The 20,060-nt window shown below is 69.3% G+C and carries 18 protein-coding genes; 11 read left to right on the forward strand and 7 right to left on the reverse strand.

Annotation, left to right across the window (positions count from 1 at the left end; genetic code table 11):
* Window positions 1–68: 68 nt before the first annotated feature.
* The 11 genes from AC07O4_RS26915 to AC07O4_RS26965 all read left to right on the forward strand — a co-directional run bounded on the left by AC07O4_RS26915 (window position 69) and on the right by AC07O4_RS26965 (window position 10,044).
* Window positions 69–773: a fumarylacetoacetate hydrolase family protein gene (locus AC07O4_RS26915; protein ID WP_492743139.1), complete on the forward strand. Its 705-nt coding sequence runs from the start codon at window positions 69–71 to the stop codon at window positions 771–773.
* A 16-nt stretch (window positions 774–789) separates the two neighbouring features.
* A complete protein-coding gene (locus AC07O4_RS26920) occupies window positions 790–2,004 on the forward strand; it encodes a 3-hydroxybenzoate 6-monooxygenase (RefSeq protein ID WP_495306125.1) in 1,215 nt (404 codons plus the stop codon).
* Window positions 2,005–2,059: 55 nt separating this feature from the next.
* Complete coding sequence (locus AC07O4_RS26925; protein WP_095743264.1) at window positions 2,060–3,040, forward strand: Bug family tripartite tricarboxylate transporter substrate binding protein; 981 nt, start codon at window positions 2,060–2,062, stop codon at window positions 3,038–3,040.
* A gap of 85 nt (window positions 3,041–3,125) precedes the next feature.
* Window positions 3,126–4,103, forward strand: coding sequence for a Bug family tripartite tricarboxylate transporter substrate binding protein (locus tag AC07O4_RS26930; protein ID WP_095743265.1), 978 nt, complete (start codon window positions 3,126–3,128; stop codon window positions 4,101–4,103).
* Window positions 4,103–5,464 (forward strand): FAD-dependent oxidoreductase, encoded by a 1,362-nt coding sequence (locus AC07O4_RS26935; protein WP_495306126.1) that lies wholly within the window; start codon window positions 4,103–4,105, stop codon window positions 5,462–5,464. Before AC07O4_RS26930 ends, AC07O4_RS26935 begins: the two co-directional genes overlap by 1 nt.
* 215 nt (window positions 5,465–5,679) lie before the next feature.
* A complete protein-coding gene (locus AC07O4_RS26940; RefSeq protein WP_495306127.1) occupies window positions 5,680–6,375 on the forward strand; it encodes a hypothetical protein in 696 nt (231 codons plus the stop codon).
* 96 nt (window positions 6,376–6,471) lie between these two features.
* Window positions 6,472–7,386, forward strand: coding sequence for an acyl-CoA thioesterase (locus AC07O4_RS26945; protein ID WP_062476073.1), 915 nt, complete (start codon window positions 6,472–6,474; stop codon window positions 7,384–7,386).
* Window positions 7,387–7,429: 43 nt separating this feature from the next.
* Window positions 7,430–8,038, forward strand: a complete 609-nt coding sequence (locus tag AC07O4_RS26950) for a glutathione S-transferase (protein WP_495306128.1) — start codon at window positions 7,430–7,432, stop codon at window positions 8,036–8,038.
* Between the two features lie 3 nt (window positions 8,039–8,041).
* Window positions 8,042–8,680: an SMI1/KNR4 family protein gene (locus AC07O4_RS26955; RefSeq protein ID WP_495306129.1), complete on the forward strand. Its 639-nt coding sequence runs from the start codon at window positions 8,042–8,044 to the stop codon at window positions 8,678–8,680.
* A gap of 33 nt (window positions 8,681–8,713) precedes the next feature.
* Window positions 8,714–9,418 carry an SDR family oxidoreductase gene (locus AC07O4_RS26960; RefSeq protein WP_159278816.1) on the forward strand — a complete coding sequence of 235 codons (705 nt, stop codon included), beginning with the start codon at window positions 8,714–8,716 and terminating at the stop codon, window positions 9,416–9,418.
* A gap of 17 nt (window positions 9,419–9,435) precedes the next feature.
* Window positions 9,436–10,044, forward strand: coding sequence for a methyltransferase domain-containing protein (locus tag AC07O4_RS26965; RefSeq protein WP_495306130.1), 609 nt, complete (start codon window positions 9,436–9,438; stop codon window positions 10,042–10,044).
* A gap of 22 nt (window positions 10,045–10,066) precedes the next feature.
* Here AC07O4_RS26965 and AC07O4_RS26970 read toward each other — a convergent pair whose 3' ends face one another.
* The 7 genes from AC07O4_RS26970 to AC07O4_RS27000 all read right to left on the reverse strand — a co-directional run bounded on the left by AC07O4_RS26970 (window position 10,067) and on the right by AC07O4_RS27000 (window position 19,936).
* Window positions 10,067–10,795, reverse strand: a complete 729-nt coding sequence (locus tag AC07O4_RS26970; RefSeq protein WP_062476058.1) for an ABC transporter ATP-binding protein — start codon at window positions 10,793–10,795, stop codon at window positions 10,067–10,069.
* Complete coding sequence (locus tag AC07O4_RS26975; protein WP_062476055.1) at window positions 10,792–11,547, reverse strand: ABC transporter ATP-binding protein; 756 nt, start codon at window positions 11,545–11,547, stop codon at window positions 10,792–10,794. The genes AC07O4_RS26970 and AC07O4_RS26975 overlap by 4 nt, the downstream gene beginning before the upstream one ends.
* Entirely contained in the window at window positions 11,544–12,533 is a 990-nt protein-coding gene (locus AC07O4_RS26980) for a branched-chain amino acid ABC transporter permease (RefSeq protein WP_495306131.1), read from the reverse strand. The genes AC07O4_RS26975 and AC07O4_RS26980 overlap by 4 nt, the downstream gene beginning before the upstream one ends.
* On the reverse strand, window positions 12,530–13,450 hold the full coding sequence (locus AC07O4_RS26985) for a branched-chain amino acid ABC transporter permease (protein ID WP_495306132.1): 921 nt from the start codon (window positions 13,448–13,450) through the stop codon (window positions 12,530–12,532). Before AC07O4_RS26985 ends, AC07O4_RS26980 begins: the two co-directional genes overlap by 4 nt.
* 16 nt (window positions 13,451–13,466) lie before the next feature.
* Window positions 13,467–14,672 (reverse strand): ABC transporter substrate-binding protein, encoded by a 1,206-nt coding sequence (locus AC07O4_RS26990; RefSeq protein ID WP_307589826.1) that lies wholly within the window; start codon window positions 14,670–14,672, stop codon window positions 13,467–13,469.
* 157 nt (window positions 14,673–14,829) lie between these two features.
* Window positions 14,830–15,069: a F0F1 ATP synthase subunit C gene (gene atpE, locus AC07O4_RS26995; protein ID WP_062476044.1), complete on the reverse strand. Its 240-nt coding sequence runs from the start codon at window positions 15,067–15,069 to the stop codon at window positions 14,830–14,832.
* Between the two features lie 145 nt (window positions 15,070–15,214).
* Window positions 15,215–19,936: an Ig-like domain-containing protein gene (locus tag AC07O4_RS27000; protein WP_495306133.1), complete on the reverse strand. Its 4,722-nt coding sequence runs from the start codon at window positions 19,934–19,936 to the stop codon at window positions 15,215–15,217.
* Window positions 19,937–20,060: the final 124 nt, after the last annotated feature.

Here is a 20,060-nt window from a genome sequence, read left to right on the forward strand (position 1 = left end):
AGCGCGACGACCTTCTTTCCTTCTCTTCTTGTTTGTCTGATGTGCCGTCCCACGCGGCAGGAGCTTCCATGTCCTTCGTCTTCACACCCCCTTCCATCGTCGGCTTGCCCATCGTCGGCTCCGACCGGCAGTTCCCCGTGCGCCGCGTCTACTGCGTGGGCCGCAACTACGCGGCGCATGCGCGCGAGATGGGCTTCGACCCCGACCGCGAACCGCCGTTCTTCTTCTGCAAGCCCAACGACGACGCCTCGGTCGTGCCCGTGGCCGAAGGTGCCACCGGCGCCGTGCCGTACCCCTCGCTCACGAGCAACTACCACTACGAAGCCGAGCTGGTGGTCGCCATCGGCAAGGGCGGCAAGGACATTCCTGTCGACCAGGCCGCCAGCCACATCCACAGCTACGCCGTGGGCCTGGACATGACGCGCCGCGACCTGCAGATGAAGATGCGCGAAGCTGGCCGCCCCTGGGAGATCGGCAAGGCCTTCGACTTCTCGGCCCCCATCGCGCCGCTGCGCACGCTGGCCGACGTGGGCGAGATCAACGCCGGCGCCATCACGCTCGAAGTGGACGGCCAGGTGCGCCAGAACAGCGACATCACGCACCTGATCTGGTCGGTGAACGAAGTCATCGCCAACCTCTCGACCTTGTTCGCGCTGCAGCCTGGCGACCTGATCTTCACGGGCACGCCCGAAGGCGTGGGCGCGGTGAAGCCGGGCCAGACGATCAAGGTCAGCATCGAACGCCTGCCGTCCCTGACTGTTCGCATCGACTGAGCGTCCCGGCCCGCGCATGACCCTCTCGAAGCATCCTCCCTCCGTGCTGCTCGTCGGCGGCGGCATCGGCGGCATGGCCGCTGCGCTGGCGCTCGCACGCCTGGGCGTGGCCATCGACCTGCTCGAACAGAGCGCCGTCATCGGCGAGATCGGCGCCGGCCTGCAGCTCGGCCCCAACGCCTTCGCGGCGCTCGACGCGCTGGGCGTGGGCGAGGCCGTGCGCCGCAGCTCGGTGTTCACCGACCGGCTCGTGATGATGGACGCGGTCGACTGCAGCGAAGTCGCCTCGGTGCCCGTCGGCGAGGCCTTCCGCGCACGCTTCGGCAATCCGTATGCCGTGAGCCACCGCGCCGACCTGCACGGCGCGATCCACGAGGCCGTGAAGCAGCATCCGCTGATCCGCTTCCACACCTCGGCGCAGGTCGAGGCGATCGACACCGGCGCGCATGGCGTCACGGCCGTCACGCGCGACGGCCGCCGCTTCCAGGCCGATGCCATCGTCGGTTGCGACGGCGTGAAGTCGGTGGTGCGCGCCAAGCTCATCGGCGACGCGCCGCGCGTGTCGGGCCACGTGGTCTACCGCGCCGTCGTGCCTGCGGCCGACATGCCCGCCGACCTGCAATGGAACGCGCCCGTGGTCTGGGCCGGCCCCAACTGCCACCTCGTGCACTACCCGCTGCGCCACGGCGAGCAGTACAACCTGGTCGTCACCTTCCACAGCCGCGATGCCGAAGAATGGGGCGTCACCGACGGCAGCAAAGAAGAGGTGCTGTCGTACTTCGAAGGCGTGCACGCCCGCCCGCGCCAGCTGCTCGACCGCCCGACCTCGTGGCGCCGCTGGAGCACTGCCGACCGCGACCCCGTCGAATGCTGGAGCGACGGCCCGGCCACGCTGCTGGGCGACGCGGCGCATCCCATGATGCAGTACCTCGCGCAGGGCGCCTGCATGGCACTCGAAGACGCCGTGACGCTCGGCGAGGCCGTGAAGGCCTGCGACTTCGACATGACCGCCGCCTTCCAGCGCTACGAACAGGCCCGCATCGCACGCTGCGCGCGCGTCGTGCTGTCGGTGCGCGAGATGGGGCGGCTGTACCACGCCCAGGGCGTGGAGCGCCTCGTGCGCAACAGCCTGTGGACCGGGCGCACGCCCGAACGCTTCTACGATGCGGTCGAATGGCTGTACGCCTGGCGGCCCGAGCATTGCCTGGGCGAGACGCCCGCGCCGCGCTGACACGGTTTTTTCACCCGATCCCTACCAACGAGGCCGAAGGCCCAGGAGACAACCCATGAACTTTCCGCGCGCATTGCTGACGACCGCCGTCCTGGCCCTGACCGCCGCCTCCGGCGCCTGGGCGCAGGGCAGCGACTACCCGAGCAAGCCAGTGACGCTGATCACCCCGTTCGCGGCCGGCAGCGGCCCCGACGCGGTGCTGCGCCTCGTGTCCGACAAGCTCTCGCGGCTGTGGAACCAGCGCGTGGTGGTCGACAACCGGCCCGGCGGCGGCGGCTTCATCGCCATCGACCAGGCGCGCCGCGCCGCGCCCGACGGCTACACGCTGCTGCAGCTGGACAGCGAGCACATCGCCGCGCTACCGCACCTGTACAAGTCGCGCAACTTCGTGACCTTGCAGCACTTCGACCCGGTCGCCTCGCTGTTCCGCACGCCCTTCTTCGTGGCCGTGGGCACCGAGTCGAAGTGGAAGACCATGGGCGACCTGATCGCCGCCGCCAAGGCCAACCCCGAAGGCATCGTCTACGGCTCGTGGGGCGTCGGCAGCCCGGGCCACCTGGGCGCGCAGCAGCTCGAGGCGCTCACGGGCATCCGCATGCGGCACGCGCCGTACCGCGAGGTGTCGCAGCTGTATTCCAACGTGGGCACCGGCGAGGTGCCGTGGGCCTTCGCGAGCATCCCGTCGAGCCAGGGCATCTACAAGGCCGGCAAGCTGCGCTACATCGCCGTGGCCGCGCCCAAGCGCATCCCGCAGATGCCCGATGTGCCCACCATGGCCGAGGCCGGCGGCCCGGCTTCGCTGGAGGTCAACTCCTTCGTGTCGCTGCTGGCACCCAAGGGCGTGTCGGCGGCCGTCAAGGCCAAGATCAACGCCGACGTGGCCAAGGTCATCGCCGACCCGGACATCCGCGCCCGCTTCGACACCTTCGCCTTCGAGCCGCTGGCCTGGTCGCCCGAGGAAATCGAGCGCAACGCCGAGGCCAAGTCGAAGGTGTATGGGGAGCTGGTGCGCCGGGGCAACATCAGCCTCGACTGACGAGGGTGCGCCTTGCCCAGGGCTCGGCGCGCCAGTTAAGCTGGCTCTCTTTGCATTTTTGTTTACCTTTTAACTGTCTTTTCCCATGCAAGCCACCAAGAGAGCCCTCCTGATCGCCTGCGGCCTGGCCGCCACCGCGGCGCTGCCGCTGTCCGCCAGCGCCGACACCCCCGCGTGGCCGACCAAGCCGATCCGCCTGCTGGTGGGTTTCCCGGGCGGCTCCACGCCCGACATCGCGGCGCGCACCATTGCCGAGCCGCTGTCCCGCGCGCTGGGCCAGCCGGTCGTGGTGGACAACAAGGCCGGCGCCTCGGGCAACATCGCGGCCGACCAGGTGGCCAAGGCCACCGACGACCACACGCTGGGCATCGTCATCAACGGCAACCTCACGTCGTCGAAGATGCTGTACCCCAAGCTGCCGTACGACCCGGCGAAGGACTTCACCTACCTCTCGCTCATCGCCACCGCGCCGCTGGTGCTCGTGGCGCAGAACAGCCTGCCCTCGGGCACCGCGTTCTTCGATGCCGCGCGCCAGGCCGGCGACAAGTGGAACTACGGCTCGGTGGGCGTGGGCTCGGTCGGCCACCTGGGCATGGAACTGCTCAAGAGCCGCGTGAACGGCTTCAAGCCCGAGCACGTGCCCTACCAGGGCAACCCGCAGGTCGTCACCGGCATGCTGGGCGACCAGGTGCAGATGGGCCTGATTCCGCCGGGCGTGGCCATGCCGCAGATCCGCGCCGGCAAGCTCAAGGCCGTCGGCCTCACGGGCGGGCGCAGCGCGCTGGTGCCCGAGATCGCCCCGCTGGCCGAAGCCGGCGTGAAAGACTTCAACCTCGAGGTGTGGGTGGCGCTGCTCGGCCCGGCCAGCCTGTCGAAGCCCGCGCAGGCGCGCATCAGCCGCGAGATCGAGATCGTCATGAAAGACCCCGACGTGCGCCGCAAGCTCTTCGAGCAAGGCTGGCAGGCCGTGGGGACCTCGCCCGACGGCATGCGCACGCGCGTGAAGGAAGAGGCGGCGATCATGAGCAAGATCATTTCGACCCGCGGCATCAAGCTCCAGTGATGGCGGCGACGCAGCAACCACACACCCTGACCGAACCGGCGCGCGCGCTGCCGGTGTTCGGCGACTTCGACGTGGTCGTGGTCGGCGGCGGCCCCGCCGGCATCGCTGCCGCGGTGAGCGCCGCGCGCCACGGCGCGCACACGCTGCTGGTGGAGCGCTACGGTTTTCTCGGCGGCATGGGCACCGCGGGCGGCGTGACCAACTTCGCGGGCCTGTACGGCAAGCGCCGCGGCGAGATGACGCAGCTGGTGCGCGGCGTGGTCGACGACCTCATCGACCGCATCGCCGGCTTCAACGGCATGAACGCGCCGCAGAACGGCATGGGCGGGCGCATCTGCGTGCGCTCGTACGACACCTCGGCCTACAAGCTGGCCGCCGACCAGCTGCTCGAAGCGGCCGGCGTGCAGATGCTGTTCCACGCGTATGCCGCTGCGGTGCTGCACGACGGCGCGCGCATCGGCGCGCTGGTGGTCGAAACGAAATCGGGCCGCCAGGCGATCCGCGCCAACGCCTTCATCGACGCCAGCGGCGACGCCGACGTGGCGGCCTTCGCGGGCGTGCCCTTCGAAGTGGGCGACGGCCACGGCAGCGGGCTGTTCCCGACCACCATGTTCCGCATCGGCCAGGTCGACGCACCGGCCGCGCTGGAAGCGGTGGGCGAGTTCTCGGCCATCAACGGCTTCATGGCGCGCGCCGAGCAGCAGCATCCGGGCAAGTACAGCTTTCCGCGCGAAGGCGCGATCCTGCGGCCCAACAAGGACCCGCGCGAGTGGCGCGCCAACGTCACGCAGATCCGCAACGCCGAAGGCCGCGCGATGAACGGCGTCGATGCGCGCGAACTCAGCGACGGCGAGCTCGAAGGCCGGCGCCAGATCGCGGCGTACTTCAAGTTCCTGCAAGCCGAGGTGCCGGGCTTCGCGCCGTCGGCCATCGTGGAGATCGCGCCGCAGGTCGGCATCCGCGAGACGCGGCGCATCCAGGGCCTGTACGCGCTGGGCCGCGAAGACATCCTCGGCTCGGCCACCTTCGACGACACCATCGGCCTGAACGCCTGGCCGATGGAAATGCACGCCGACGGCCGCATCGAGTGGGCCTTCCCGCGCGACGAAGCCAACGCCTACAACCACCTGCCGTGGCGCATGCTGGTGCCGCAGACGCTCGACAACCTGCTGGTGGCCGGGCGCTGCGCCTCGATGACGCACGAAGGCCAGTCGGCCGCGCGTGCCAGCGGCGGCTGCTTCGTCATGGGGCAGGCGGCGGGCACGGCGGCGGCCTCGCTGGGCAGCGGGCGCTTCGCGGCGATCGACGTGGCGGCGCTGCAGAAAAAGCTGGTGGCCGACGGCGTCGACCTGGACCATTGAGAAGGTGTGAACGAATCCGCCATGCCCGCTCATCCCGCCCAGACACGCCCCCTCTGCGTTGCAAATGCTCGCCATAGCCCGGCTATGGCTGCGCTTTGCGCCTTGAGGGGGCGCGCCTGGGCAGGCTGCTCGGCCACGCCGGATTCATTCACACCTTCTGAGCGCGGCGCGGCGCTAGAGTCCGGGGCTGGATGAACTCGAACCCCGGACACACCGTGCCTCTTTCTTCTTCGCTGTCGACCCCCGCGCGTCGCTTCTTCCTGGCGCTGGCCTGCGCCGCCTTCGGCCTGCTGCAGGTGGGCTGCGCCAGCACCCCCGAGGGCGACCCCGTCCACGGCAAGGACCGCGTGCTGAGCTTCGTCGCGGCCAAGGACGGCCGCAAGGTCGCCATCGCCGGCGACAAGTACCACTACGTGTTCGACGGCGACCCGTCCGTGGCCGCGCTGCTGCGCTGGGACGGCCGCACCAAGGTCACGCCCGCGCTCATCGGCGAACTGAAGGTGGCGCGCAACCAGAGCTTCGAAGGCCAGTACGTGCTGATGGCCTTCGACGCCGACCTGACGCCCGAAGACCGCAACTTCCTCGTCCAGACCGGCTTCGCGAAGGCCGAGGTGAAGTACGGCGACCGCACCGGGCCGGTGCTGCGCTACTTCGGCACGGTCTACGGCAAGCGCTACGCGGCGGTGGCGCTGAAGTCGGCCGACACGGTCGATTTCTCGCGGCGCCAGTACCTGAAGTACGTCGAGCAGGAAACGCTCAGCGGCCCCTTCAGCCAGGCCGCGCGTTCGCCGCTGGCGTACGGCGCCGACGGTGCGATGCTGCTGGGCGGCGTGCCGGTGCGCATGGTGGACGGCGGCACCGACCACGGCTGCAGCGTGCGCCTGATGCTGGACATCTGCTTCTTCAAGTAGGCGCCGCTGGGCGCTGCTGACCGGGCCGCGACAGCGCGCGGGCTCGGCCTTTGCTATCGTCGTGGATTGCTTTTCTGCGCCGAATCCCTTCCCCCGATGACCCCCGAACCCGTCCTTGCCGCCCGCCTCGTTGCCGACCTCGTCGCCCTCATGCAGCTCGAACCGCTGGGCGGCGACCGCTTCCTGGCCCAGAGCGAGGACATCGGCACGCCCGCCGTCTTCGGCGGCCAGGTGCTCGGCCAGTCGCTCATGGCTGCCAGCCTCACGGTGGGCGCCGAGCGCCCGGTGCATTCGATGCACGCCTACTTCCTGTTGCCCGGCGAGCACGCGCCCATCGAGTACAGCGTCGACCGCGTGCGCGACGGCCGCAGCTTCACCACGCGCCATGTGGTGGCGCGCCAGCAGGACCGCATCATTTTCGAGATGTCGGCCTCGTTCCAGACCGTGGACGAGGGCGTCGAGCACCAGTTCCCCATGCCCGCGGTCGAAGGCCCCGAGGGCCTGACCAGCGAACTCGACCAGCGCATCGCGCTCGGCGACCGCCTGCCCGAACCCTGGCGCTCCAAGGCCATCCAGCCGCACGGCATCGAGTACCGGCGCGTCGACCCCGAAGACCTGCTGCGGCCCGAGGTGCGCCCCACCGAGAACCAGAGCGCCATCTGGATGCGCGCCATCGCGCCGCTGCCCGACGACCTGACGGTGCACCGTGCGCTGCTGGCCTACGCCTCCGACCACGGCCTGCTGCGCGCCGCCATGCTGCCGCACGGCCTGAGCTTCATGAGCGGCCAGGTGCGTCCCGCCAGCCTGGACCACGCGATGTGGTTCCACCGCGATTTCCGTTTCGACGACTGGCTGCTCTACGTGGTCGACTCGCCCAGCGCGGGCGGCGCGCGCGGCCTGTGCCGCGGCAGCCTCTACACGCGCGACGGCCGCCTCGTGGCCTCGGCGGCGCAAGAGGGCATGCTGCGCATCCGCAAGCCGGGATCGCCGCGCACGCCGATCACGGGCTGAAAGTCCTGCCTCTTTTTTCAACATCCACTCGTTCACCCTGGCCATGAAGATCTTCTTCTCTCCCGCGTCTCCCTTCGTGCGCAAGTGCATGGTCGTGGCCCACGAGCTGGGCGTGGCCGACCGCATCGAGAAGCTGCCCAGCGCGGCTGGCCCGGTGAAGCGTGACGCCCGCATCCTGCCGACCAACCCGCTGGGCCAGGTGCCGACCTTCCTCACCGACGACGGCCAGGCGCTGTTCGACAGCCGCGTGATCTGCGAGTACCTCGACACCGCGTACGCCGGCGGTCTGTTCCCGGCCACCGGGCCCGCGCGCTGGGCGCGCCTGACCGAGCTGTCGCTGGCCGACGGCATGACCGGCGCCGCGCTGCTCGCGCGCTACGAGACCATGCTGCGCCCCGAGGCGCTGCGCTGGAGCGACTGGACCGACGGCCAGCTCGACAAGGTGCGCACCGGCCTCGAATGGCTCGAGGCGGCGGCGCCGTCGTTCGGCGATCGCGTCGACATCGGCACCATCGCCTTCGGCTGCGCGCTGGGCTACATGGACTTCCGCTTTCCCTCGGTGGACTGGCGCGCCCAGGCGCCGAACAGCGCGAAGTGGTTCGCTGCGTTCAACCATCGGCCGTCGATGCAGGCCACGTTGCCGACGGCCTGAACGATGACGTTCGACGATCTCTCGCGCCGCACCGGCATCGAAATTCCCCCGCTGCTGCAACAGCTCCTCGCCAGCGGGCCGCCCGATCTGGTCGGCTTCCCCGACTTCGAGTGGCTGGACGCCGAACAGGCGGCCAACGACCTCGATGAGTGGCTCGACGCCAAGTGGCAGGACGGCCGCCGCTTCCTGCCCTTTGCGCAATCGGGCGCGGGCGACGCCTACTGCCTCGTGCCGCTGGACGGCGGCGCCGTGGGCGTGGCCTTCGTGTGGCACGACGACGAGGAAAGCAGCGTCGGCCACGGCTCGTTCGCCGATTTCGTCTGCGCGAGGTTCCTGGAAGCCTTTGTCGACCTGAGCTACCTCGGCGACTGGGACCTGTCCGAGCCCGAGATGGCCGAGCGCATCGCGGCCGACGTGGCCACCGTCACGGCCTTCATGGACGACACGGAAACCGCCGCCTACCTGCGGGCGCTGAGCCGGCAGCCGCTGGTGTCGCGGCCTTTCAAGACGGGCCCGCGCGCCAGGCCCGAGCAGGTGCCCTCGCTGATGCCGCAGGCCGAGTTCGAGGAAGACCTGAAGCGCTTCACCCTGCAGGACAGCGCGCCTTTCCCCGTGAAAGCGCGCTGGGACATCGAGGGGTAGGCTACGGGGTTTCATCCGAAGGAGGAACCCACCATGTCAGATCAGAAAGTAGCCATCGTCACCGCCGGCGGCAGCGGCATGGGCGCCGCCGCGGCCCGCAAGCTCGCGGACGACGGTTTTCGCGTGGCCATCCTGTCCTCGTCGGGCAAGGGCGAAGCGCTGGCGCAGGAACTCGGCGGCATCGGCGTGACCGGCTCCAACCAGTCGAACGACGACATCCAGCGCCTCGTGGACAAGGTCATGGCCGAATGGGGCCGCATCGACGTGCTCGTGAACAGCGCCGGCCACGGCCCCCGCGCGCCGATCCTGGAGATCAGCGACGACGACTGGCACCGCGGCATGGACGTCTACTTCCTGAGCGCCGTGCGCCCCGCGCGCCTCGTGGCGCCGCACATGGTGAAGCAGGGCGGCGGCGCGATCATCAACATCTCGACCTTTGCCGCCTTCGAGCCCGACCCGGTGTTCCCGACCTCGGGCGTGTTCCGCGCCGGCCTCGCCGCCTTCACCAAGCTCTTCGCCGACCAGTACGCCAAGCACAACGTGCGCATGAACAACGTGCTGCCCGGCTTCATCGACAGCCTGCCCGAGAAAGAAGTGTTCCGCGAGCGCATCCCGATGGGCCGCTACGGCCGCAGCGCCGAGATCGCCGCCACCATCGGCTTCCTGGCCTCCGAGGGCGCGGGCTACATCACGGGGCAGAACCTGCGCGTGGACGGCGGCATCACGCGCTCGGTCTGAACCCGGCAAAGGCGCCCATGACCGTCCCCACCCCGGTGCACGAGCACATGGACCGCACCCTTGCGTCCTACGAAGCGTCCGCGCGCGACTACAACGCGATCGTCGCGGGCCACCGGCCGCCCGAGATCGAGGACGCGGTGCGCCGCATGATGCAGCGCGTGCCCGCCGGTGGCAGCGTGCTCGAGATCGGTTCCGGGTCGGGGCAGGACGCCGATCTCGTCGAATCCCTGGGCGGCGTCGTGAGGCGCACCGATGCGGTCCAGGCGTTTCTCGACCTGCAGGCCGAGCGCGGCAAGAAGGGCGAACTGCTCAATGTCGTCACGGATGCGCTGGGCGGTCCCTGCGACGCGGTCCTTGCGATGTGCGTGCTGATCCATGTCGATCGCGCGCAGATCGCGCCGGTGCTGCGCAAGGTGTTCGATGCGCTCGCGCCCGGCGGGGTCTTCCTCGCGGCCATGCGCATCGGCGAAGGCGAGACCCTCGGTGACTACCAGACCGTGTACTGGTCGAAAGACGCATTCGCCGACGCGCTGGCGACGGCGGGCCTTGACCTGCAATGGGACAGCCAGTGGATCGGCCGCGACGACGTGACGTGGGCCAACTTCCTGGCGTGCCGTCCGCGCTAGCAGCGAACGGACGAACGCCGACTCACACGCCCAGGTAGCGCGTCCACAGCGACCGGTCGGCGTCGAGCGCGGCCGAGTCGCCCTGCCACACCACGCGCCCGCGTTCGAGGATCACGTGGCGGTCGGCCAGCGGCAGCAGGCGCTGCACGTACTTGTCGACCACCAGGATCGCCTCGCCCTCCGACTTCAGCGTGGCGATGCAGTGCCAGATCTCCTCGCGGATCACCGGCGCCAGGCCTTCGGTGGCTTCGTCCAGGATCAGCAGGCGCGGGTGCGTCGACAGCGCGCGCGCAATGGCCAGCATCTGCTGCTCGCCACCCGAGAGCTGGTTGCCCGCGTTGGCCTTGCGCTCCGACAGGCGCGGAAAGAGCTTGTACAGCGCCTCCACGGTCCAGCGCGGCGCGCTGCCGGGCCGGGGCCGTGCGAAGGCGCGCAGGTGCTCGTCCACGCTGAGGTTGGGGAACACGTGGCGCCCCTCGGGCACGATGGCCATGCCGCGCCGCGCGATGGCGTCGGGCCGGTGGCCACCGATGGCCGCGCCGCAGAACTGCACGCCGCCGCGCATCGGCGCGATGGTGCCGGTCAGCACCTTCAGCAGCGTGCTCTTGCCCATGCCGTTGCGGCCCAGCAGCGCCATCACTTCGCCCGCACCGACGCGCACGTCGATGCCGAACAGCACCTGGCTGGCGCCGTAGCCGGCTTCGATGGCGGTGGCCTCGAGCAGGGTGGATGTCGTGGTCGTCGTGCTCATGCGTGTCCTTCCGCTTCGGTGCCGAGGTACACGGCTTGCACATCGGGGTGGCCCCGCACTTCGTCGGCCGTGCCGCTCATCAGCACCTTGCCCTGCACCAGCACCGTGAGCCGGTTGGCGAGGCGGAACACGGCGTCCATGTCGTGCTCGATGAGCAGGATGGCCATCGATTCGCGCAGCGATTCGATCAGATCGACCATGCGCGCCGACTCGTCGGGGCCCATGCCGGCCATCGGCTCGTCGAGCAGCAGCAGCTTGGGCTCGGCGGCCAGTGCCAGCGCCACGTCGAGCGCGCGCTGCGCGCCGTGCGGCAGCGTGCCCGCGATGCGGTGGCGTTCGCTGCCCAGGCCCACGCGGTCGGCCAGCGCGTGGGCGCGGTCGACCAGGTCGCGTTCGTTCGCACGCGGTGCCAGGAAACGCAGGCTGCTCCCTGCATGGGCCTGCGCCGCGAGCATCAGGTTGTCGTGCACCGTTTCCTTGGCGAACACGCGCGTCACCTGGAAGCAGCGCGACATGCCGGCGGCCACGCGCTGGTGGTCCTTGTAGGCCGTGATGTCCTGCCCGTCGAGCATCAGCCGGCCCGCGTCGGCCTCCAGCAGGCCGGTGATGAGGTTCACCAGCGTGGTCTTGCCCGCGCCGTTGGGACCGATCAGCGCATGCACTTCGCCGCGCTCCACCGTGAGGCTCACATGGTCGGTCGCCAGCAGGCCGCCGAAGCGCTTGACCAACCCTTCGATTCTGAAAAGGCTCATGGCTTGGCGCTCCCTGCGGCCGTTGCAGCGGAAGCCGCTGCTGCTGCGACCGTGCGGCGTTTCGTCGACAGCGCGGCCAGGCCGCGCGGGGCCCAGAGGGCGACGGCGATCAGCAGCAGGCCCAGCGGCATGTGCCAGTGCTCGGTGTGCTGCTTGAGCGCTTCCTCCAGCACCAGCCAGACCACGGCGCCCACCGGCCCGCCCCAGCTGCGACCTAGGCCACCGATGACGACCATCACCACCAGCGTGGCCGACTGCGTCCAGTGCATGGTCGCCGGGCTCACGAAGCCGTTGCCGCCGGCCAGCAGCGCGCCGGCCAGCCCGGCGATCGCGCCGGCGATGGCAAAGGCCACGAGCTGCAGCCGGAACACCGGGTAGCCCAGCGCGCGCATGCGCGTCTCGTTGTCGCGGATGCCCATCAGCGCGTGGCCGAAGCGCGCCTGCGTGGCGCGATGCAGCCACCACAGCGCGAGCGCCACCACCACGAGCACCACCCAGTAGAAGGTCGACTCGTTGCCCAGGTCCAGGCCCGGCAGCAGCGTGGGGCGCGACATCAGCGTGTAGCCGTCGTCGCCGCCGTACTTGCGCAGCGACACGACGACGAAGTACAGCATCTGCGCGAAGGCCAGCGTGGTCATGATGAAGTACACGCCGCGCGTGCGCAGCGCCACCGTGCCGATCAGCGCGGCCACCAGGCCCGCCACCAGCGCGGCCAGCGGCCACAGGAGCCAGGCCGACATCACGCCGGCGTCGCTGAGCGCCACCACCGTGTAGGCGCCCATGCCGATGAAACCTGCGTGCCCGAGCGCCACCATGCCGCCGAAGCCGAGGATGAAGTTCAGGCTCGCGGCGGCCAGCGCGACGATGAGCACGCGCCGCACGAAGCCGATGTAGAAGTCGAGCCCGAACAGCGGCGCGACCAGCGGAAAGGCCGCGAGCGCCACGAGGAGCAGCCCGAGACCGAAGGTGCGTGACGAGGGTTTCATGCGCGGGCCGAGAAAAGGCCGGAAGGCCGGAAGATCAGAACGACGACCATGAGCGCGTACATCGCCACCTCGGCGAACAGCGGCCCCAGGTCGGCCGCCGTGGCGGGCGGCAGCGTGGCGCGCAGCAACATCGGCACGAAGGCGCGGCCGATGGTGTCGACCACGCCGACCAGCAGCGCGGCCACGAAGGCGCCGCGCACCGAGCCGATGCCGCCGATCACCAGCACCACCAGCGCCGGGATCAGGATGGCTTCGCCCATGCCCACCTGCACCGCGACGATCGGGCCCATGAGCGCGCCGGCCAGTGCGGCCAGCGCCGCGCCGAGCAGGAACACGCCGTTGAAGATGCGGCCCACGCGCACGCCCATCAGCTCGGCCATCGGCCGGTCGGACGCCCCCGCGCGCACCCGCATGCCGATGCGCGTGTGGTTCACCAGCACGTACAGCGCCAGCGCCATCAGCAGGCCGCCCGCGAGCACCACGAGGCGGTACGAGGGGTAGGGCAGGCCGTCCATCAGCTCGACCGGGCCCGAGAGCGCGGCCGGCGTGGGCGCCATGATGGGCGAGGGGCCCCAGATCATCTTGACGATGTCGTCGGCCACCAGGATCACGCCGAAGGTGGCGAGCACCTGCGCCAGGTGGTCGCGCTTGTAGAGGCGGCGCATCAGCAGCACCTCGATGAGCAGCGCCACCACCACGGTGACGAGCACCGCGACGACGATGGCGGCGGCGAACGAGCCGGTGCGCGTGTGCGCCTCGGCCGCCACGTAGGCGCCGGCCATGAACAGCGAGCCGTGCGCCAGGTTCAGCACGTCCATGATGCCGAACACCAGCGTGAGGCCCGCCGCCAGAAGAAAGAGCATCAGGCCGTAGCCGATGCCGTTGAGCAATTGCTCGAGGACGAGGATGCCGCTCATGAAAAGACGAGCCGCATCACTTCATGTTGCACTTGGCGGCGTAGCTGTCTCCGTAGTTCGTGAGAACCGTGTTGATCAGCTTGTTCGTCACCTTGCCTTGCGCGTCCTTGCCGATCACGCGCAGGTAAAAGTTCTCGATGGGGAAGTGGTTATTCGCGTACTTGAAGGTGCCGCGCGTCGAGGCGTAGTTGGCCTTCTTCAGCGCGGCGACCACGGCTTCGCGGTTCTGCGCGTTGCCGCCCGATTGCTTCACGGCGGCGTCCATCGCGAGGATCGCGTCGTAGGCCTGCGCGGCGTACACCGACGGGTAGCGGCCGTTGTATTCCTTGCGGAACGCGGCCACGAAGGCCTTGTTGGCGGCGTTGTCCAGGTCGTGCGCCCAGTGCGAGGTGTTGAACAGGCCGAGCATCGGCTCGCCCACGGCACCGATCACGTCCTCGTCGGCCGAGAAGCCGCTGGTGACCAGCGTGATGTCCTTGGACAGGCCCGCGCCCACGAACTGCTTGATGAAGTTGATGCCCATCGCGCCGGGCAGGAAGAAGTAGATCGAGTCGGGCTTGGCCGCGCGCAGCTGCGCGAGTTCGGCGGCGTAGTCGATCTGGCCCAGCTTGGTGTACAGCTCGTCGGCCACCTGGCCCTTGAACTGGCGCTTGAAGCCGCCCAGCGCATCCTTGCCGGCCGGGTAGTTGGGGGCGATGAGCACGATCTTCTTGAACGCGCGGTCTTGTGCGAACTTGCCGGCGGCCTCGTGGAACTGGTCGTTCTGGTAGGCGGTGCCGAAGAAGTAGGGGCTGCACTGCGCACCGGCGAACTGGCTCGGGCCGGCGTTGGCCGACAGGTAGGGCACCTTGGCGTTGAACAGCGTCGGGCCCACGGCCAGCGCCACGTTGGAGCCGATGGGGCCGCTGAAGATGTCGATCTTGTCGCGCTGAATCATGCGGTCGACCAGCTGCTTGGCCTGGTCGGGGCTGCCGGCCATGTCGGCCTGCACGAACTCCACGTCCTGCCCGCCGAGCTTGCCGTTCAGCTGCTTGATGCCCAGCGCGAAGCCGTCACGCGCCTCGGCGCCCAGGGCCGCGAAAGGCCCCGAGATGTCAAGGGCCAAACCCACCTTGACCGGCGCGGCCACGGCCGACACCGAGGCCCCGAGGGCGGCGCCGCACAGCAGCAGCGAGATCAGGGTGCGCGGCAGCGCGGGCGATTTCAGGAACGTGGGGCGCATCGGGTTCTCCGGCTAGGGAAGGGTTGAGACAACTGAACTGTTGATAGTTAAATACTTTAGCCGTAAACAATTCGGTGTCAACGGTACTAGCACGAATGGTGCCAGTGAACCCCGTGACTTCCGGCACGCCGACCCCTCGCCAAAGGTTACGCAAACGTCAACCGAAGGGGCTGGCCGTCGCGAACCAGAGGCCGATGCCCGTTGCGATGATGAAGGCCCCGTCGGTCACGCCCGCGACCAGGAAGAACTTGGTCTGCAGCGTGTCGACCAGCTCGGGCTGGCGCGTCGTCCCTTCGAGGAACTTCTGGCCCACCAGCGCGATGCCGATGCACGAACCCAGTGCGGCAATGCCGATCAGCAGGGCGACGGCGAGCGGGAGGATGTTGAAGCCGGTCATGGTTTTTTCTCCTGGTTGATGAATCGATGGCCCCACTGTTCCAGAGCGGGTGCATCGAATCCATGACGCGGGAGGTCATGCGCCAGACGAAAAAAAGGCCGGCCGTCGAAACGGCCGGCCTGGGCTCAGGCGCGAAGCGAGGTGCTTACGGCAGCTGTGTCCAGTTCTGGTTGTTGCCGCCGTTGCAGGTCCAGGTGATCAGCGCCGTGTCCTGCGTGGTCGAGCCGTTCGGCACGTCCAGGCACGAGCCCGAGGCGCGGTTGCGCACCGTGCCGCCCACCAGGCTCCACTGCGCCGTGTTGCCCGTCGAGCAGGCCACCTGCACGACAGCCGCGTTCGTGGTCGCCGTGCCGTTCTGCGCCAGGCACAGGCCGCTGTGCTCGGCGATGAACTGCACGTAGCCGCCGGTGACGGGCGTCATCGTGAACTTCTCGTTGCCCGCGTTGCCGCACGGCCATTGCACCGCCGTCGCGCCGCTGGTCGTCGAGGCGCCCTTGATGTTCACGCACATCGTCGGGTTGAGGTCGGAGCGCAGCCGCGTGACCACCGCCGGGGCGGTGTCCTGCGAGCGCACGTACTCGCGCAGCGCCACCACGTCGTTCGCCGGCAGGCTGGAGGCGTTGCCGTGGCCGCCCGCGAGCAGGTCCTGCAGCGTGGCCGCCTGGCCGTTGTGGAAGAACGCGGTGGTGTTCCAGGTACCCGACAGGGTCGGCGTGTCGAAGCCCACGCCCGCCAGCGGCTGGTTGCTGCCCTTGCCCGACGAGGCCTGGATGGTCCCCACGTCGTGCCGCAGGCCGTCGCGGAAGGTGGCGCCCGTGTGGCAGGTGGCGCACTGGGCCGTGTTGAACACGGTCTGTCCGCGCACCGCGTCCACGCTCAGGCTGCCGTCCGCGGCGCGCGCCGGGCTGCGCATGTACTTGTTGAGCGAACCCAGGTACACGGCCAGGTCGTCCAGCTGCGCGCTCTTGCCGGCCTTCGGGGCGCCCAGCGGGGCCTGCGTGGCGGTCCAGTCGGCATTGCTCAGGAAGCCGGTGCCGCCGAACTCGTTGCGGATGTCGTTCTCGAAGTCCTGCACCTCGTCGAAGTTGGCCGTCCAGTGCAGCTTGCCGTGGCTGGTGCCGCGCCGCCCCTGCAGGCTGATGGTGCGGCGCAGGCCTTCGCCGCGCTGGGTGAAGTCCCACACCATGCCGTCGTCGCCGCCGTCCGCGTGGCAGCTGGCGCAGGAGATGTAGTTGTCCTTGCTCATGCGCCGGTCGGCCGCGTTGTAGAACACCTGCTTGCCGCGCAGCGCCGCGGCCGCCATCGGCTCCTGCGCCACGGTGGCCACGTTCTGCAGGAAGATCGCCGCGTTGGTCTCGGCCGACAGCACCTTCGCCACGTCGTGCACCGACACCGAGCGCGCCAGGAAGTTGTTCACGAACAACCGCTTGCGCGCCGCGTCCAGGTACAGGCCGTGCGGGGCGCTGCTGGCGTTGATCTCGCCGCGAATCGCGCGGGTGTAGCTGTCGACGATGGCGACACGGTTGCCTTCCATCTGCGCCACGAACAGGTAGTCGCCGGCGGGCGAGTACAGCGCGGCGCGCGCGGGGGCGCGGTCGTCGAAGTCGATCTGCTCGGAGAACACCTCGGCGGCGCTTTGCAGGTTCACCTGCGACAGGATGGAGCGCACCGTCTGGTCGTGCGGCAGGTCCTTGCCGTCGCGGAAGCGGCCGCGCACGATGTTGTCCTTCTTCGAAGGCAGCACGGCGCGCGAGCCGTCGGGCGAGATCACCACCTGGCTCAGGTAGTTGGCCACGCCGCGCGCGCGGCTCTCGGTGTCGACGGTCGTGGTGTCCACCGGCAGCGGGATGGTCTGCAGCGCGGTCAGCGACTGCAGGTTGACCTTGTGCAGCTGGCCGCCCGTCATCTTCGACTTGAAGCGCGTGACGTAGGCCACCTGCGAGTCGGCGCTCACGGCGATGCCGCGCACGCCGCCCTCGAGCGCCAGCGCACCGGTGGTGGCGCCGTTGCTGGGGTCGAAGCTCATGAGCACCGACTTGCTTTCCAGCGTGAGCAGGCCCTTGGCGCCGTTGGGCGTGAAGGCCACGCCGTAGGGGCCGCTGCCGTAGGCCAGCGGGATCGACACCGACTGCGAGCCGTCGGCGGCGTTGAGCGCCACCAGCTTGTCCTCGCCCTGCACCGCGACCCAGATGCGGCCGTCGGGGCCCACGGCCAGCGTCTTGGCCTCGTCGCCCACGCGCACTTCCCACAGCTTGGCGAGGGTCTGCGCGTCGATGGCGGCCACCGTGCCGCTGTCGGGGTTCACCGAGTACACCCGGCTGGCATCGCCCGCGATGTTGGTCGTGTGCGTGGGCGCGGTCGCGGTGACCGGCGCGATGACGGTCACGTTGTAGGTGTAGTAGGTCTCGCGGCCGCTGCTGTCCTTCACCGTCAGGGTCACCGTGTAGTGGCCGGGGGTGGTGTAGGTGTAGCTCGTGTTCGGCTGGTTCGAGAACGCCGTCTGCGTGCCGTTGCCGAAGTTCCAGCGGAACTGCACGCCGCTGGCGCCGAGCGTCGCGGGGTTGAAGCTCAGCTGGCCGTTGACCAGCTTGGGCCCGCCGCCCAGGCCCGGGTCGCCGATGATGGCCTGGCCGCGCAGCGTGTCCACCTCGGCCTGGCCGAGCACGCGGCCGTACACGCGCACCTCGGCCAGCGTGCCCTTGAAGAGCGCGGTGTTGCCCTGGATCTGGCCCATGACCTGGAACTTGGTCGACAGGCCCTTGGTGCCGGTCGGCCCGGTCGACGTGGTCTTCACGCCGTCGACGTACACCGCCTGCGCGCCCGAGGCCGCGTCGCGCGTGAGCACGACGTGGTGCCAGTTGCCGTCGTTCACGGCCGCGGTGGAGGTGGTGCCGCCGTCGTTGCCCACCGAGAGCTTGATGCGACCGCCGGTGTCCAGCCAGCCCCAGAACACGTCGTCGGTGCCGCCCGACTGGTCGCGACCGAAAATGCCGGGCGCGGTCCACGAGTTGGCAGCGCCGGCCTGCGTGGTCTTCATGTAGAAGCTCAGCGAGGCGGTGCCACCCAGCGCGCTGGCCACGGTGTCGTTCTTCAGCGGCACGCCGGCGGTGCGGTTCGCGAAGTTCAGGCCGATGCTCTCGAACGCGTCGCCGGTGGCGGGCGTGCCATTGTTGGCGCCGATCTGGTCGCCCAGGTTGCCCGTCAGCGGCCAGTGGTGCATCAGGTTGATGTCGCTGGCATTGCCGGTGTTGAAGGTGGAGCGGTAGTCGGCGCCGATGGCGTTGCCCGCATAGTCCTTCACGCCGTTGGCCGGCAGGAACACCTCATAGCTGGTGCCCGGCAGCAGCGGCTGCGCGGGATGGAAGTTGACGATGCCCAGCTGCACGCTGTAGGTGCCCGCCAGCGTGTTGCCGCCCACCGGACGCACGATGAAGGTGTTGCTGTTCACGCTCTCCGGCAGGATGTTGTCGGTCATGCCCAGGCCGATGCGCGAGCTGAGGGCCTGCTGCTTCGCACCGTTGGCGGGCGAGACCTGCTTCACTTCGGGCTTGGTGGTGTCGGGGTCTACCGCGTGCACGACGAAGCCGCTGCCCGAGCCGTGGTCGTTGCCCACGAAGACGAGGTTGCCGAACATCGCGACCTGGCCGTTGTCCGAGTGCGAGAAGTTCGGGTCGTCCTCGCGCAGGATGCTGCCGCGGCCCACCTCCACGTGGTTGAGCGGGTTGCTCACGTCCACCTTGTGGATGCGGGTCTGCGCGCCTTGAATGACGTAGTTGTCCTGCGTGGCGCAGTAGAGCTGCTCGTCGATGACGAGCCGGTTGTCCTCGGCCACGAAGCGCGAGCGGTCGCTCAGGTCGTAGCTGTACATCTTGGCGCCGCTGCCGCGCGCGGAGGCGTGCACGCTCTTGCCGTCGAAGCAGGTCGCGTAATAGAACGGCGTGGCGCCGGCGATCGAATCGAGCACCTTGGGGTTGAGCGGGTCGGAGATGTCCAGGCTCGCGAAACCGCCGTTGCTTTCCATCGCGGTCAGCACCATGTGGTTGCCCATCGTGAAGATCGGGCCGAGCCGGAAACCGCCGAGTTCGCCCGTGGGCACCGGGTTGGGCTTGCCGGCGCCGCGGTTGGCGACCACCGCGTTCGCGGGGTCCGTCGCGTCGACGATGAACATGCCCCGGCCGGCCGAGGCCACGTACAGGTAGGGCGCCTGCCACCACAGCTGCCAGGACACGTTCTCGTAGTCGCCCGAGTTGACGCCGGGCAACACCAGCTTCTTCACCTGCTTGATGTCGTTGATGTCGGTGAAGTCCCAGAACTCGACGCCATTGATGCTGGGCAGCACGACGTAGGTCTTGCCGCCGATCTTCGCGGTGCCGAAGGAGTGCGTTTCGCGGAATTCCTTGGTGCGGCCGCCTGTCGCGTCATCGGGCTCGTAGATCTTCTTGACGAGCCTGATCTGGCGCGGGTTCGACACGTCGTACAGCAGGAAGCCGCCGGGGCCGAGGCCGCTGTCCGGCGCGAAGGAGGTGAGGAAGTAGCCGTTGACCATGATGCCGGCGTTCATGCCGTAGTCCTTGCGGCCCGGGTACGTGGCGGGCACGTCGCGCGCCTCGTAGGCGTCGCTGTGCGCCGGGTCGAGCGGGTGCGCGGCGCTGGTGATCATCGACACCGGCTTGAACAGTTCCGCCGAGGTGTAGGTGAGGTTGCCCAGGCCCGGCCCCTGCAGCGGGAGCGGGTCGGCCACGACAGCGGCAGCCGCCGTGGCCATCTTGTTGAGGGTCGTCATCGGACTGACCCCGGTGATTGCCGCATGCGTCAGCAATGTGACGCACGGCACCAGGAACGCCATCAGGAAATACCGGATCTTCATCGTCGCCTCCAGGTTGTTTGAAGTTCGCAGGGAACCCTCTTGTCCTTGGTTCTCTCGAGTCACTCGGTCGCTTGCAGGGAAAGCGCACGCGCAGGCGCGCCCCCGGCGGGCAACGCATGCGTTG

This window comes from Variovorax sp. GW821-FHT09D04 (assembly GCF_059416405.1).